The organism is Rosenbergiella australiborealis (assembly GCF_018494035.1).
GTDB lineage: Bacteria > Pseudomonadota > Gammaproteobacteria > Enterobacterales > Enterobacteriaceae > Rosenbergiella > Rosenbergiella australiborealis.
Map to the genome: position 1 here is coordinate 229,940 of NZ_JABBFO010000002.1, position 15,602 is coordinate 245,541.

17 protein-coding genes are annotated in these 15,602 nt (G+C 44.0%); 11 read left to right on the forward strand and 6 right to left on the reverse strand.

Annotated features, from left to right (window positions below; translation table 11 throughout):
* Positions 1-3: 3 nt before the first annotated feature.
* Complete coding sequence (anmK, locus tag HGT73_RS03690; RefSeq protein ID WP_214212315.1) at positions 4-1,125, reverse strand: anhydro-N-acetylmuramic acid kinase; 1,122 nt, start codon at positions 1,123-1,125, stop codon at positions 4-6.
* A 243-nt stretch (positions 1,126-1,368) separates the two neighbouring features.
* Here anmK and slyB point away from each other — a divergent pair, with 243 nt between their 5' ends.
* Positions 1,369-1,815 carry an outer membrane lipoprotein SlyB gene (gene slyB / locus HGT73_RS03695; protein WP_407073141.1) on the forward strand — a complete coding sequence of 149 codons (447 nt, stop codon included), beginning with the start codon at positions 1,369-1,371 and terminating at the stop codon, positions 1,813-1,815.
* Positions 1,816-1,939: 124 nt separating this feature from the next.
* Here the strand turns inward: slyB and slyA are convergent, their stop codons facing one another.
* On the reverse strand, positions 1,940-2,383 hold the full coding sequence (slyA, locus tag HGT73_RS03700) for a transcriptional regulator SlyA (protein ID WP_214212317.1): 444 nt from the start codon (positions 2,381-2,383) through the stop codon (positions 1,940-1,942).
* A gap of 137 nt (positions 2,384-2,520) precedes the next feature.
* On the opposite strand from slyA, the gene HGT73_RS03705 reads away from it, so the two are divergent.
* Genes HGT73_RS03705 through HGT73_RS03715 form a run of 3 tightly spaced genes read left to right on the forward strand, consistent with a single transcriptional unit; the run spans position 2,521 to position 5,647 of the window.
* Complete coding sequence (locus tag HGT73_RS03705; protein ID WP_214212318.1) at positions 2,521-2,751, forward strand: DUF1656 domain-containing protein; 231 nt, start codon at positions 2,521-2,523, stop codon at positions 2,749-2,751.
* Positions 2,752-2,768: 17 nt separating this feature from the next.
* Positions 2,769-3,635 (forward strand): efflux RND transporter periplasmic adaptor subunit, encoded by an 867-nt coding sequence (locus tag HGT73_RS03710; RefSeq protein ID WP_214212319.1) that lies wholly within the window; start codon positions 2,769-2,771, stop codon positions 3,633-3,635.
* Positions 3,635-5,647 carry an FUSC family protein gene (locus HGT73_RS03715; RefSeq protein ID WP_214212320.1) on the forward strand — a complete coding sequence of 671 codons (2,013 nt, stop codon included), beginning with the start codon at positions 3,635-3,637 and terminating at the stop codon, positions 5,645-5,647. The genes HGT73_RS03710 and HGT73_RS03715 overlap by 1 nt, the downstream gene beginning before the upstream one ends.
* Here the strand turns inward: HGT73_RS03715 and HGT73_RS03720 are convergent.
* Positions 5,639-5,878, reverse strand: a complete 240-nt coding sequence (locus HGT73_RS03720; RefSeq protein WP_214212503.1) for a DUF1289 domain-containing protein — start codon at positions 5,876-5,878, stop codon at positions 5,639-5,641. The two genes, HGT73_RS03715 and HGT73_RS03720, sit on opposite strands and share 9 nt — an antisense overlap.
* 136 nt (positions 5,879-6,014) lie before the next feature.
* Here HGT73_RS03720 and nemA point away from each other — a divergent pair, with 136 nt between their 5' ends.
* The 3 genes from nemA (at position 6,015) to rnt (ending at position 8,349) form a co-directional block, all read left to right on the forward strand.
* Positions 6,015-7,118 (forward strand): N-ethylmaleimide reductase, encoded by a 1,104-nt coding sequence (gene nemA / locus HGT73_RS03725; protein WP_214212321.1) that lies wholly within the window; start codon positions 6,015-6,017, stop codon positions 7,116-7,118.
* A 47-nt stretch (positions 7,119-7,165) separates the two neighbouring features.
* Positions 7,166-7,576, forward strand: coding sequence for a lactoylglutathione lyase (gene gloA / locus HGT73_RS03730; RefSeq protein ID WP_214212322.1), 411 nt, complete (start codon positions 7,166-7,168; stop codon positions 7,574-7,576).
* 86 nt (positions 7,577-7,662) lie between these two features.
* Entirely contained in the window at positions 7,663-8,349 is a 687-nt protein-coding gene (rnt, locus tag HGT73_RS03735; RefSeq protein ID WP_214212323.1) for a ribonuclease T, read from the forward strand.
* 3 nt (positions 8,350-8,352) lie between these two features.
* Here the strand turns inward: rnt and HGT73_RS03740 are convergent, their stop codons facing one another.
* Positions 8,353-8,685 carry a Grx4 family monothiol glutaredoxin gene (locus tag HGT73_RS03740; RefSeq protein ID WP_048913987.1) on the reverse strand — a complete coding sequence of 111 codons (333 nt, stop codon included), beginning with the start codon at positions 8,683-8,685 and terminating at the stop codon, positions 8,353-8,355.
* 348 nt (positions 8,686-9,033) lie between these two features.
* On the opposite strand from HGT73_RS03740, the gene HGT73_RS03745 reads away from it, so the two are divergent.
* Complete coding sequence (locus HGT73_RS03745) at positions 9,034-9,819, forward strand: C40 family peptidase (RefSeq protein ID WP_214212324.1); 786 nt, start codon at positions 9,034-9,036, stop codon at positions 9,817-9,819.
* 506 nt (positions 9,820-10,325) lie between these two features.
* Entirely contained in the window at positions 10,326-11,351 is a 1,026-nt protein-coding gene (gene purR / locus HGT73_RS03750) for an HTH-type transcriptional repressor PurR (RefSeq protein ID WP_214212325.1), read from the forward strand.
* Between the two features lie 3 nt (positions 11,352-11,354).
* Here the strand turns inward: purR and punR are convergent, their stop codons facing one another.
* Positions 11,355-12,251: a DNA-binding transcriptional activator PunR gene (gene punR / locus HGT73_RS03755; protein WP_214212326.1), complete on the reverse strand. Its 897-nt coding sequence runs from the start codon at positions 12,249-12,251 to the stop codon at positions 11,355-11,357.
* A 101-nt stretch (positions 12,252-12,352) separates the two neighbouring features.
* Between punR and punC the strand changes: the two genes are divergently transcribed.
* Together punC and cfa are read left to right on the forward strand one after the other, a co-directional pair.
* Positions 12,353-13,516, forward strand: a complete 1,164-nt coding sequence (punC, locus tag HGT73_RS03760; RefSeq protein WP_214212327.1) for a purine nucleoside transporter PunC — start codon at positions 12,353-12,355, stop codon at positions 13,514-13,516.
* Between the two features lie 204 nt (positions 13,517-13,720).
* Positions 13,721-14,869 (forward strand): cyclopropane fatty acyl phospholipid synthase, encoded by a 1,149-nt coding sequence (cfa, locus tag HGT73_RS03765; protein WP_214212328.1) that lies wholly within the window; start codon positions 13,721-13,723, stop codon positions 14,867-14,869.
* Positions 14,870-14,902: 33 nt separating this feature from the next.
* Here the strand turns inward: cfa and HGT73_RS03770 are convergent, their stop codons facing one another.
* Positions 14,903-15,514, reverse strand: coding sequence for a riboflavin synthase subunit alpha (locus HGT73_RS03770; RefSeq protein ID WP_214212329.1), 612 nt, complete (start codon positions 15,512-15,514; stop codon positions 14,903-14,905).
* Positions 15,515-15,602 lie beyond the last annotated feature (88 nt).

Here is a 15,602-nt window from a genome sequence, read left to right on the forward strand (position 1 = left end):
ACGTTAACGGGTACTTAGTGTATTTGCTGGGAAGATTGCCCCTAGCACCGTGAAATCTTTTGCGCCTGTCACTGCCGGCAGATTACCTGGTAATCCTGATACTGTTCGATATGCTAACCAGGAAAAGGCCAATGCTTCCATATCATCACTACTTATACCGACTTCATCAGTGAGTGCAACATGAGTAGAGGGGAGTAATGCCGCTATTTTTTGCATAAGCGCTTTGTTATGTCCTCCCCCTCCACACACCAGTAAACGATCCCAGTGTCCCTGCTGCTTGATCAAATCCGTCACACTGATAGCGGTTAAGGCCAATAGTGTGGCTTGTACATTTTCTGGCGGGATCGGTGGGAATGCTGACAGCTTATTTTCGATCCAAGCAAAGTTGAAATACTCACGCCCGGTGCTTTTGGGAACAGGACGCTTGAACCACGGATCATCAAGCATTGCACTGAGCAATACCGAATCGACTTGCCCGGTACTCGCCCATTGCCCTTCTTTATCATAAGGCTGTTGTTGTTGATGCCAAATCCAAGCATCCATCAAAATATTACCCGGTCCGGTATCAAAGCCTTTGACCATTTCTCCCGGAGACAATAAGGAGATATTTGCAATACCCCCAATATTTAAGACAACTCGCCGTTCAGTCGGATGGGTCAGTAAAGCACGGTGAAAAGCCGGAACGAGAGGGGCTCCTTGCCCACCCAGTGACATATCGCGGCGGCGAAAATCGCCCACCACGGTAATGCCTGTTTGGGTGGCAATGATGTTATTGTCACCAAGCTGCATACTAAATGGCGCATCACCTTGAGGCTCATGCCAGACGGTTTGGCCATGACATCCAATGGCAACAATATCGCGGGCAGAGAGCCCTTCTTGCGTCATCAATTGTAAAATAGCCTCGCTAAATAAACGACCTAATCGCGTATCTAAACGACCTATTTGTGACAGTGTCACAGACTGTCCTTGATTAATACTTAGAATTTGCTGGCGAATCTCCAATGGCATCGGATGACAATAACTTGCTTGTAACGCCACAATATTCTGGTCTATTGCCGCGACAATAACATCTATTCCATCCAAACTTGTTCCCGACATCACGCCAATATAGCGTCCTGTTTGCATGTATCCACTCCCCTAAAAGTAGGCCGATGTATTTGACAATGCCCCATTTACGCAAAATCAATGAAAGATATTGAGTTACCGTTAATATAGAGTCGTTAAACTTAGGCTCTTTAGCTTCGCTAGTATTTTCATACAAGATTGTACTACACTTACTATGATTTCTAATGCCTGCATGGTTGATAATGCACTCAATATTGAAAGGAGTTTCAAATGTTAAAACGGTTCTCAACTATTGCAGCAGTAATGACTGTTGCTACGACCTTAACAGGATGTGTTAACGACAATTCTCTTTCTGGCGATGTTTACTCGGCTAGTGAAGCCAAACAAGTACAAAACGTCACTTACGGTACCGTTATTTCCGCACGTCCTGTCAAAATTCAAGGTGGTGATGATACCAGCGCCTTGGGTGCCATTGGCGGTGCAGTGTTAGGCGGTTTCTTAGGGAATACTATTGGTGGCGGCGCAGGAAGAAGTCTTGCTACCGCTGGCGGTGCTATTCTTGGTGGCGTAGCAGGGCAAGGTGTGCAGAGCGAACTTAATACATCCAATGGTGTTGAGCTAGAAATTCGTAAAGATGATGGCAACACCATCATGGTTGTACAAAAACAAGGCGCGACACGCTACTCAGCAGGACAACGTGTTGCACTTGCCACCAATGGTAGCCAAGTCACTGTTTCGCCACGTCGCTAAAATAACGTGAACCTTAGTGTTAGAAAGCCCCTCTTAAGAGGGGTTTTTTGTGTTTGCGATACGAGGTTCAGGCGCTGAGATGCTGTAATGCCGATGATTCGCTCTAATAATTAGTGTTGAAATTTTAACCTTTCAACTCATTTTTTTGAATTTCGACAATATTCACTTCTAAACGTGCAATTAAACTCTTCAATTGTTGCCGTTCTTGTTCAGAAAGCCCGTTTAAGATATCGACTCGACTTTGTTTAATCACTGTCTCTAATTGCTCGATAATCGGAGCTGCCTGTTCAGTCAGTGAAATACGTTTGGCGCGACGGTCATCTGGACATGCGGTCCGAACAATTAATCCTTTATGCTCTAATTGATCAAGGGTTCTAACTAATGACGGTTGTTCAATACCTATCGCTTTTGCCAGCTGAATTTGTGATTGTTCAGCCGGTAACTGGTGTATGTTATGCAGTGTTACCCAAAGGGTCTGAGTCAGTCCCAGAGGTTTTAGGCGGTTGTCGATAATCGCTCGCCATAAACGCACGAGTCTTGCAAGATCTGTCCCCAATGAAGATTCCATAATTTTACCTATAATTAGTTTGCTAAGTAGTTTAGCTAGTTTTAGACTATTTTCCGTTTTCCATCACGGAATTACAAATAAGTATCGGTTAAAAAGTTGATTTGTTTAAGAGTTGTATAGCCCAATAGGATTAAATAATGCATTCGTCACAATTTCCTCTCTCCTCAGCGTTAACAGATCTCGTTGTGGGCGACATGCTATTTTTTCCACCTATCTTTAAATCGGTATTGCTGGGTTTCTTTTTTTGGCTCGCCATCCACCCACTCATCAGACATAAAATTTATTCCGGCCAAGTATGGCACCCCACCTTACTGGACCTCTCACTCTTTTTTCTTTGTGTCACGGCATCTATGGCAATTCTTAGCTAGTAAGATGGATAACTAACATGAAATTTAATGCCCTTAGGTATTTCTCTACATTATTCACTTTTGCCATTGCTGTGTTAGCTGCATGGTGGATGTGGAATTATTATATGCAATCTCCCTGGACACGTGATGGAAAAGTCCATGCTGAAATGGTGAAAGTCGCTTCTGAAGTAGAGGGACGTTTACTCGACGTGCCGATTAAGGATAACCAATATGTGCATCGCGGTGATTTATTATTGGCCTTAGATCCCCGCCCTTACCAAATAGCATTAGAAAATGCCCAAGCACAGCTGGCAAAAAGCGACGCTGATTTACTGAAGGCCGAACACGAGTCCACCCGCCGTGCTCAGCTTTCTACCAATGTTATTTCCGCCGAAGATCAAGACAGTTATCGCCAGTCTGCCAATGCAATGAAAGCCAACTGGCTTGCGGCAAAAGCTAATGTTGACCAAGCAGAATGGAATCTTTCACAAACTAAAGTTTTTGCTCCAGTGGATGGCTGGGTGACTAATTTTCACTTGCGTAAGGGGGATTATATTAATACAGGATCGACCTTATTTGCGTTAGTTGATAGTCACTCGTTCTACGTGGTGGGATATTTTGAAGAAACCAAATTACGTAATATCCGTCCAGGCTTACCGGCGACCCTAACCCTCTATAGCGATAACCGCTCGTTAAAAGGCGTTGTCGACAGTATTGGTCGAGCTATCAGCGATCAGAGTCTCGACTCGGATAGTAGTCTGGTTCCAGACGTCAAACCGACAGTACCTTGGGTTCGACTTGCGCAACGCGTTCCTGTCAGGATCAGACTGAGCGAATTGCCGGAGCAACAGCTACTGGTCGCGGGAACGACGTGTACTATTATTATCCATCCGGAAAAACAGTGATGTCTCTACAGTGGCTAGCATGGGAAAATCTACCTTGGGTGCGAGCCTCACAACCACAATGGCGTTATGCACTGCGTAATACTCTAGCGATGTGCTTAGCACTGAGCTTTGCCTACAGCCTCGATTTGGATGAGCCCTATTGGGCGATGACGTCTGCGGCGGTCGTCAGTTTCCCTACTATTGGTGGGGCAATCAGTAAAAGTTTAGGCCGTATTATCGGCAGCTTAGTGGGAGCCGCCGCTGCGGTCTTAATCGCTGGTTATACCCTGAATGACCCTTGGCTATTTACCTTTGCTTTTGCGTCGTGGCTCGCATTTTGTACCTGGATTGCTAATCTTCACCAAAACAACGTCGCCTATGCATTCTCATTAGCGGGTTACACCGCAGCCTTAATTGCTTTTAGTACCGTTAATATTACTGACATTAATCAGCTATGGGATATTGCACAAGCCCGTGTTTGTGAAGCTATTACCGGTATTCTCTGTGCCGGTTTCATGATGATGCTACTGCCCAGCACCTCAGACGGTGATGCATTGATGAAGACTCTGCATCAGATGCACGCTCGTCTACTTGAGCATGCTCGCTTACTTTTAAATAAAGAGACGGCTGATAATGCTCACACGGCTCACGAAACGATGATTGGCGAAATCCTGACCACGAATTTGTTACGTATCCAGGCCTACTGGAGCCATTATCGCTATCGACGACAAAATAGTGTATTAAACTATGTTTTACATCAACAACTGCGTTTAACTGGTATTCTGTCAGGTTTGCGGCGCATGCTATTAAATTGGCCAGAGGCGCCTGATGAACTCTATCGAGTGATCGATGCCCTCTTTAGCGCACTCGAACAGCCCAATTGCCATAAATATCAGTTGGCTAAACTTCTTAGTACCGTGACACCAACAGCGTCAGGAAACTACCGCCAACTCGCTTTTGTCAATCGACTTCGCTATTTTTGCTGGGTTTACGTAGATGTGCAACGTTGGATAAGGCTACTGGACAATGCTGAGCATGAGCAACGCTTACATCCCCCTAAAGTCCCGGCTCTCGCCTTAGAATCTGATCGTGCTGAAGCGCTATTAAGTGCAGGGCGAACTTTTTTCGCAATCGTCCTCGGTAGCTCTTTCCAAATTTACACGCAATGGGATCAGGGCCCGGCAGCATTAACGCTAACCGCTATCGCTTGTGTCCTTTACTCTTCAGCCCCATCACCCTCCGCTAGTGTGACCCTTCTCTTAAAAACGTTATTGATTCTTTGCGTTATTAGCTTCGTAATGAAATTCGGGATCATGATTCAAATTACCCAATTATGGCAATTTTTGATTGTGCTGTTCCCTATTATCATCACGCTACAATTATTTAAATTACTCCTCCCTAAGCGCGCGCCGTTATGGGGACAAATTGTGGTCTTTATGGGATCGTTTATCTCCGTGAGCAATCCGCCAACGTGGGATTATGGCTCAGTACTCAATGGGGACATTGCAAAAGTATGTGGGGTGATTTTTGCTTGGCTCGCTTTTGTACTCATTCGCCCGAGTTCAGACGACAGAAAAAGTCTACGCCATATCCGCGCCCTACGTCGGGGATTTCTGGATCAACTTCGCTCTCGACCTCGTTCCAGTCAAAATAATTATGAATCAAGTCTTTATTATCATATCAACCAGCTGAAAAGTAGCCAAAATCACCAAGCAAAGCTATGGCTACTCCGTTGGGGGGTCGTTTTACAAAATAGCGCCCATATCGTTTGGGAGCTGCGAAGTTGGCAGTCAGGATCAGAGCAATTGATGGGCAAACGCGATCGTTGCTTTGAAATATTACATACCATTATCAGTGAACGTGGAGTTCTGACTTCGCAGCTTAATGCCGTGTTAAGAGAGTTGGCTGAGCAAAGCAATGACCTCTCACACTCCCAGCAACCAGATTCTATTCGTTTAGCTGGACTACTTTGGCGACTGCATTGTTCGCTCGCGCAATTAGGTCATTCAGTACCGCCCACCCACTCAAAATAATTCACCCTGTTGCAGGGTCGGTTCGGTGGATTTATCTACCGACTGCTGTGCAGCATATCGACGCAAGCGACAAAGGCGTAAGATATTCTGCTTTTGCGTATCACTAAAGGATTGCCATCCAAAACGTTCCTGCCGGTTACGAAAACAGCCGAGGCAATACCCACGAGCATTAGTTTGGCACAACCCTCGACAAGGATTAGGAAGCGTAAACATTTCAAGTTGTTCTGCCATCATTTAACCCTACTGTCATTCACGATCAGTCATACTGACTTGTTGTTCTGTGCGGTTACAAGTCACATAACTTGTCGTAAGAAACAACGAAATCTATCTTGTGTGAGAGTTAATACTATTATAGCTGGAGAGTAATATGTCGACATTATCACTGTTTTCCCCTCTTGAACTGGGTGCTATTACAACTAAAAATCGTATTTTTATGGCACCACTGACCCGCCTAAGAAGTATTGAACCTGGCGATATCCCTACCGAATTAATGAAAACCTATTATCAACAACGGGCGACCGCAGGATTAATCATTACTGAAGCGACACAAATCTCTTTTGAAGCAAAAGGCTACGCAGGGGCACCAGGCTTACATACGCCAGAGCAAGTTGCTGCATGGCATAGCATTACTCAAGGCGTTCATGCTAAGGGAGGAAAAATTGCCGTACAACTCTGGCATACTGGGCGTATCTCTCACGCGTCGTTACAGCCTCATGGTGCAGCGCCACAAGCACCTTCTGCTCTGCCATCGCACACCCGTACATCACTGAAAAATGAACAAGGAGAGGTGTATCGAAGTGACACCACTCTCCCTCAAGCTATGAGCTTGGCGCAGATCAAACAAGTTATTGAAGATTTTAAAAATGCCGCAATGAATGCACAACAAGCAGGCTTTGATCTACTAGAGATCCATGCTGCACATGGTTATCTTCTACACACCTTTTTATCACCCGAGTCTAATCAACGCACTGACGAGTACGGGGGGAGTCGTGAAAATCGTGCACGCATTATTTTTGAAATCATTGAGGCAATTTCCCAAGTATGGGGACCGCGTCATATAGGTATTCGTTTATCACCCGTAGGCTCTTTCCAATCATTAGGCAACGGTCCACATGAAGAGGAAGATGCTATCTGGCTTATCGAACAACTCAACCGTTGTGATCTAGCTTATTTACACTTATCTGAACCCGACTGGGCAGGTGGCAATGCGTATACGACCGAGTTCAGACAAGCAGTACGGGCAGCATTTAGCCGTACGATTATTGGTGCAGGAGCTTATACCTTGGAAAAAGGACAAACATTGCTGTCCGAAGGGCTGATTGACGCCGTAGCATTTGGTCGTGATTTTATTGCCAATCCTGATTTAGTGGAGCGCCTCGCTCACCATGCCCCCCTCAATACACAGCACCCAGAATCTTTTTACGGTGGCGATGCGCGGGGTTACACTGATTATCCATTTTTAAACCAGTGAAAAACGAGTATTCTATCCCTTATTTAGCAACGCGTTAGCGAGGTATTATGCGTTTTTTACATACAATGATCCGCGTCGGAAACCTTGATCGAGCTGTCGATTTCTATACCCGTGTATTAGGAATGCGTTTACTACGTGTCAGTGAAAACACAGAGTATAAGTATTCCTTAGCTTTTGTCGGTTACACCGATGAATCTGAAGGGGCAGTCCTTGAGCTAACCTATAACTGGGGCGTCGATCACTACGATCTTGGTGAAGGTTACGGTCATATCGCGCTTGAAGTTGATTCGGCCGCAGAAACCTGCGAACGTATCCGTCAAGCTGGGGGGAAAGTGACCCGTGAAGCAGGCCCAGTAAAAGGTGGAAAAACCGTTATTGCCTTTGTAGAAGATCCTGATGGCTACAAAATTGAATTAATTGAAAAAAAATATGCGGGTCTTGGATTAAATAACGATTAATCTTCAGTATTCGTTGTTTTAGGGCTGCTTTGCAGCCCTGTTTTTGTCATACTTGCCGACAATTTTTTACTGTTACTGAGAATCTGATGTCAGACATTCCCCACTCTACTTTACTCAAACATCGCTTCCGTGGTTTTTATCCTGTCGTTATTGATGTGGAAACAGCAGGCTTCAACGCAAATACTGATGCTTTGCTTGAGATTGCCGCAATAACCGTACGGATGGATGAGAATGGCTGGCTAGTCAAAGATCAACAAATTCATTTCAATATAACCCCTTTCGACGGGGCTATCTTACATCCTGAAGCGTTAGCCTTTACCGGTATAAATCCTGATGACCCCGCGCGCAACGCAGTCAGTGAATATGACGCCCTACATGCTATTTTCAAAATGGTCAGAAAAGGGATGAAAGATGCAGACTGTTCACGGGCTGTTATCGTGGCTCACAATGCCCATTTTGACCATAGTTTTACAATGGCTGCGGCTCAGCGAGCAGGATTAAAACGTAATCCTTTCCACCCCTTTGCCACTTTTGATACCGCAGCTCTCAGCGGCCTAGTACTCGGCCAAACCGTTCTTGCTAAAGCCTGTATCAGTGCGGGAATGAGCTTCGATAGCGAGCAAGCGCACAGTGCGTTATACGACACACAGCAAACTACGGCGTTATTCTGCGAGCTGGTGAATAGATGGAAACGTTTGGGGGGATGGCCACTGGCACAAGAAACCGAACAACAAGTGGTGGACTCTTCCCCACCACCCTCATCGATAGTCTAAAAGCTATTCAGCTTCGCGATATTTGTCTGCAGTCTCTTTAATAAGAGATTGCAGTTCACCACGTTGATACATTTCCATAATGATATCGCAGCCACCGACTAACTCACCATCGACCCAAAGCTGCGGGAAAGTCGGCCAGTTTGCGTATGCAGGAAGCTCAGCACGGATGTCAGGATTTTGCAGGATATCAACATAAGCAAAACGTTCCCCACAGCCAGAAAGTGCTTGTACTGCTTGTGCAGAAAAGCCGCAGCTTGGTAATTTTGGGGATCCTTTCATATAGAGAAGAATTGGATTTTCAGAGATTTGAGTTTTGATTTTTTCAAGAGTGCTCATGTGACTTCCTTAACAACAGACTGTTTTTCAGGTATTGTAGCCTTTATCACTGCTAGAGTGAAATGCCGTATGGTTTTACTACGCAATACTCGGTGACGAATAAGATTTTTCTTAATAACCTCTAATTTTGTGATTTAGATCACATAAAAACATTCTATTCCACCCACTATGGGAAAAATAATAGATAAATAACTCAACTAAAAACGCTTGGTAACAGATTTATTTAAATTCTTGCTTAACTTTTAGAAAAGTTCTGGATTAGAATGGCTTATGGGGCTGACATGATTGTCAGAGGTTATTTTTACTCACTGACTCTATTTTGAGTACATCACTGACTAAATAATAAATATGCGGCTAATAATTACGCTTTCAATACTTGCTTTTATGCAACTTTTTTTCAATGTTGCTGAAGCAGCACCGCACCGACATGTTAATGCTACCGCTCATAAATCGGCTAGAAAACCGGCTACTGACGATAATCGTCGTAAACGTAAGCCGCTAAAAACGGCAACTAAGCGTAGTAAACAACCTCAACCTCATAAAATTAAAGAAATTCCTCAAAAAAACCTTCCTCGCTCACGCTCAACTCAGGCGAGGAAACTTGCGCAATCGCGTATGACGCAGAAAAAATATTACTCAAGCCAAAAAGTGCTGGCTCGTCATAAGATTCGCATCGCTTCACCGCATACCGCCGCTATGGTAATCAGCGCAACCCATCATCAAAAATATCAAAAAGCTCGCCAAACTGCGATGAATAAGCTGATGAACCAACTGGGTAAGCCTTATCAATGGGGGGGTACGTCGCCGCATACCGGTTTCGACTGTAGCGGCTTGGTTTACTATGCCTATAAAGATCTCGTTAAATTCAAAATTCCTCGTACTGCTAATGAAATGTATCACCTACGAGACGCTGCGCCGGTTAAGCGTGATTCTTTGCAAAAAGGTGATCTGGTTTTCTTCCGGATCCACCACCGTGGTGCGGCTGATCACGTTGGCGTTTATGTCGGAAACGGCAAATTTATTCAGTCTCCTCGTACAGGTAAAGATATACAAATCACTGATTTAACCGGGGAATACTGGCAAAAACATTATATTGGTGCACGACGGATGATGACGCCTAACTCGGTACGTTAATCCAGAATTATCGCTCTTCGCCATTGATATAACCATCGGTAATCTTGTGAAAGGTTACCGTTTTTTTTACCTCATGCCTTATTCTTTAACTCAAGTTCATTGAGACAGATTCCGATTATCGCTCTTAGTGACTATAACAACCTGATCCGCTCACTCATTCGTTAATACGATCTTCTTTTGAAACTTCGATCGGAGTCGTAAAATTGAAGAATCGCCGATTGAAAAACTCGTTTCATATAGTCACCGCGATCCGCCCCTGATAAATAAGCCAGCCACCCTATTTTACGGTTGGGTACAAGATCATTCTGCATCAATTGATTTTGAACATAACGTTAGGGATGTTTTTTATACAAATAAAAATTTTCCTTCCTCTTGCTACGTAACGATTTGTAAAACAGGAGCATTCTGTTGCGCAAAAAGCTCGTGTTCACTACTACGCCCTGCTAGAATTCTGCCCTTTATTTTTAGTCGCGCAATACGCAAACGCTTTCCTAGGAGATTTCCCCATGGCAACGATCAAAGATGTGGCAAAACTCGCCGGGGTTTCCACAACAACAGTTTCTCACGTTATCAATAAAACGCGTTTCGTTGCAGAACAAACTCAACAGACGGTTTGGGAGGCGATTAACACTCTTCATTATTCTCCCAGTGCTGTTGCGCGAAGCCTAAAGGTGAATACCACCAAAACTATCGGTCTTTTATCGACTTCTGTAGAAGCTCCCTATTGGGCAGAGATTATTGAAGCGATTGAAAAAAAGTGTTTTCAACATGGGTATACATTGCTTCTCGCTAATGCACATACCGATTTTGATAAACAACGTGCTTATTTATCAATGATGGCTCAAAAGCGCGTAGATGGATTAATGGTTATGTGTGCCGAGTATCCAGAATCACTGTTGAGAATTCTTGAAGAACATAGTCAAATGCCGATGGTGGTGATGGACTGGGGAAGTTCTCAAGCTAGTTTTACCGATACCGTTGAAGATAATGCTTTTGCTGGGGGTCACCTTGCGGCCCGTTATCTTCTTGAACGTGGCCATCGCGATATTGGCTGTATTCCTGGACAAAAAGAACGTCACACTGGTGAAGGTCGTCTAGCGGGGTTTATTAAAGCCTTGCAAGATGCAGGGATCACTCCCCGCGATGAGTGGATCGTTCAGGGTGATTTTGAATCTGAGTCAGGGTATAACGCGATGCAAAAGATCCTCTCACAAAAGCAGCGACCTACCGCTGTTTTCTGTGGAGGTGACGTCATGGCAATGGGTGCAATTTGTGCGGCCAACGAGCAAGGATTAAGCGTTCCTCACGATATCTCTATCATTGGCTACGATAATATTCGTAACTCGCGATATTTTTCACCGGCACTGACGACCATCCACCAGCCGAAAGTGGAACTGGGTGAAAAGGCACTTGAGATGCTGCTGGATCGTATCGTGAATAAACGTGATACCGCTCAGCGCTTGGAAATTCATCCCCAATTAGTTGAGCGCCGTTCCGTGATCGATGGCCCTTATATTGATTATCGGCGATAAATGCTATACCGATGCCAGCCACTCTTGGTTAATGGTCTGAGGATCACCAAGGTAATCTAAAACCCATTGTAATGCCGGGCTGTTACTATTTTCTCGCCAACTTAGACAGCAAGGGCTATCAGGAAAATGAATGGGTAAACGGCTCAGTGACCCCTGTTGTAATAATGGGGTCGCAATGTGTGTCGGGACCATTGCAATACATAAACCGGCTTGGACACAGCGCATACCCACTGACCAATTAGGAACAACTAATCGTCGCTGATAATCTAACGTCCAAGTATCCCGACGTGGAAGTACCCGCGAGGTATCCTCAATCACTAATGAGGGCCAAGCACGTAGCTGCTCATCATTGACCTGATTATCTGTGAGTGGATGCCCCTTAGCCACCACGCAGCACCAAGAAAGGCTTCCCATATCACGAACGTGAAATCGCCCCGATACAGGGACCGCTTGTGTGGCTCCAATCGCCATATCAACGCGTTCATCGGCTAAGGCATCCCACACGCCATTAAAAACTTCATCAGTAATATGCAGTTCAATGTCTGGAAAGTGCTGATAAAAATCCAGAACTAATTGTTCAACGCGTGATTGTTTAACGATGCGGTCAATAGCAATTGCAAACCGTCCTCTCCAGCCATTGGCTAACTGCTGGCATTGTAAACGAGTGCCATTCATTTTTTTGATAACACTTCGTGCCTCAACTAAAAAGTGCTTGCCAGAGGCGGTTAATACCACGTCACGATGTCGGCGTTCAAAAAGATCAACTGCAAGCCATTCTTCAACTTGTTTGACCGAATAACTGATAGCAGACGGTACTCGGTGCAATTCCTGTGCAGCACGAGAAAAGCTACCGTTTCTCGCAACACTATCAATAACAGTTAAGGTATATTCAGACCACATATTGCTTTCAATTATTTTGATTACTGTTAGCAAATATTACCGTTTTACAAACTGTTCTGCACCCTTTTACACTCGCCGCATTCTGTAAATTAGGACACGCCATGCAACATCCCAAACTCTTTTTTATTTATCTTGCCCTACTCAGTATGCTCGGTTTTCTCGCTACTGATATGTATCTACCTGCTTTTAGCGCTATGCAACACTCTTTAAGCACTTCGGCGACAATGGTGAGCGCCAGTTTAAGCCTTTTTTTAGCTGGGTTCTGCTGCGCGCAACTGTTCTGGGGCCCCTTATCAGATAAAATTGGCCGCCGCAAAGTTTTACTCTATGGCTTATCACTTTTTACTCTGAGTTGTTTAGCCGTGGTATGGGTACGAGATGCTCGGATACTATTAGTCCTAAGATTTTTACAAGCCAGTGGTGTTTGTGCTGCTGCGGTCTGTTGGCAATCGTTGGTGCTCGATCATTATCCAAAAGAAAAAGCCCATAAAATGTTTGCGGCAATTATGCCATTAGTCGCGCTCTCTCCGGCACTGGCGCCTTTAATTGGGGCTTGGCTAATTACTCATTTTACTTGGCAGGTAATATTTCTAGTTTTAATGTTGATTAGCCTTGTATTGCTCATCTTTACCGTGTTACTGCTTCCCGCTAACCGTCCATCAGCCAAGGCTACTGAAACAATTCTATCTTATAAGCAATTGCTTTCTCAGCCAATATTTACTGGTAACGTGCTGATCTATGCTGCCTGTTCTGCCAGTTTTTTTGCGTGGTTAACCGGTTCCCCTTTTATCATGGGGCAGTTGGGATTAAATCCTAATGAAATTGGCCTGAGTTATATTCCACAAACCATTACGTTTCTTATCGGGGGATTTGGTTGTCGTGCGTTACTCAATCGCTATCGTGGCGAACAACTCCTCCCTGGCCTACTGTTTTTTTACGCGATAAGTATCATAGCGTTACTGATTGTAGGGTTATGGATGACACCCTCTCTGACTTTGTTATTAATTCCGTTTAGTGTTATGGCGATGTCAAATGGTGCTATCTATCCTATCGTGGTCTCGAAAGCGCTGAAGACATTTCCACAGCATAGTGGTAAGGCTGCATCGGTTCAGAATTTCACTCAGCTAGGACTCTGTTTTTTATATAGTTTATGGGTTTCATCACAAGTTTATCACGCACTGAGTATTACCGTTATTGCGATGGCAACAACCGTTATTTTGTCTCTGGTTGGTTACCTCTATCAAGCTAAGTCGAGCAGTTCCTAACTTCTTCCTTTATCATTCTCTATTGAACTATGCCGAAGTCAGTCCTATACTGATTTCGGTGGTAAATGTTAGACAAATCTTTACAAAACCACTCAATTATAAAAATAATCAATTGTCACTGATGAATAGCTGTTTACTTTTCTACGAAAAGTCCTGCAACCGCTCCTAAGCGTAGTGTGTTATTTGAACAGGTGATATACGCATATGTCTACGTCATGTATCGAAGAAGTTAATTTAAAAGAAGATCATTGGTTTCGTATTTCTCGAGAATTACTGGAGAGTGCAGATATCCAAATTAACGGTTCAAGACCCGGCGATATCAGTGTCGTCAATCAACAGTTTTTTAAACGAGTATTACAGGAAGGTTCTTTAGGTCTCGGTGAAAGTTATATGGATGGTTGGTGGGAATGCGACCGGCTCGATATATTCTTTACCAAAGTGTTACGTCATAAATTAGATCAACAATTGCCCCACCATTTTAAAGATACATTACGTATTGCCACAGCAAGGCTGACCAACCTCCAATCTAGAAAGCGAGCTTGGATTGTCGGTAAAGAGCATTATGATCTTGGTAATGACCTTTTTTCTCTGATGCTTGACCCCTACATGCAATATTCTTGTGCATATTGGAACACCGCCACAACACTTGAAGCGGCTCAGGAAGCTAAACTTGACCTCATTTGTCAAAAATTGCAGCTTAAACCGGGTATGACATTATTAGATATTGGGTGTGGATGGGGAGGACTTTCAGAATACGCGGCAAAACATTATCAGGTTAAAGTGAAGGGTGTCACTATTTCAGCCGAGCAGCAAAAAATGGCTCAGGAGCGTTGTGCCGGCTTAGACGTTGAAATTTTATTACAAGACTATCGTGATCTTAACCAACAGTTTGACAGAATTGTCTCTGTTGGAATGTTTGAACATGTCGGCCCCAAAAATTACGCAACTTATTTTGATGTAGCTGCAAGAAATTTAAAACCTGAGGGAATCTTTGTTCTCCATACTATCGGTTCTAATCAGACTGATTTAAATGTCGATCCTTGGATCGATAAATATATTTTCCCCAATGGCTGCCTCCCTTCAGTAAAACATATTGCAGAGTTCAGTGAGCCACATTTTGTTATGGAAGATTGGCATAATTTTGGTACCGATTACGACAAAACGCTAATGGCGTGGTATGAAAGATTCCTCGCTGCATGGCCAGAGTTATCTGAACGTTACGATACACGCTTTAAACGAATGTTTACCTATTATTTGAATGCTTGTGCGGGAGCCTTTCGTTCACGTGATATTCAATTATGGCAAGTCGTATTTAGCCGAGGTATTGATGGCGGTCTTCGCGTCGCGCGTTAATCATAAAAAAAGCTCCCATCGGGAGCTTTTTTGTTAATTCTCTTTATTAAGCATTCTTTCTACGGTATCCACAATCGCTTGTGTTTGCGTATCAATCTCAATATTAACCTTATCGCCTAACTTTCGACTTGAAAATAATGTACGCTCGAGTGTTTCAGGAATTAAATATACACAAAAACGCTTCTCCTTTACATCACCGAGAGTCAAACTACACCCGTCGATCCCAATAAACCCTTTATGTAGGATATATTTCATCAGAGACGGATCGTCAATTTCAAACCAAATTTCACGATTATGCTCTGACTGTATAATTTTACAGAGTGTAGCTTGAGACATAATATGGCCAGACATGAGGTGTCCACCAATTTCATCTGAGAATTTAGCCGCACGCTCAATATTGACTCGGTCGCCGACCGATAGTTGTCCTAAATTAGTTACCCGCAAGGTCTCTTTAATCAGATCGAAGCTCACCGTATGCTGATTAATCTCGGTGACGGTTAAACAACATCCGTTATGTGCTACAGAAGCACCTATCTGCAGATCGGTCAACCATTCGTTTGGGAACAACACCTTATGTGTACGAAAAAGTGGTTGTTCGTCAATTTCAACAATTTCAGCGGTGCCGAGCACTATACCAGTAAACATCTCTTCCCCCTTATTTTCCCTCAGATTATCACAAATCGTATCAAGAAAATGACCGGTAGCAGGAAGCCAATAAAATATTTTTCTGTTA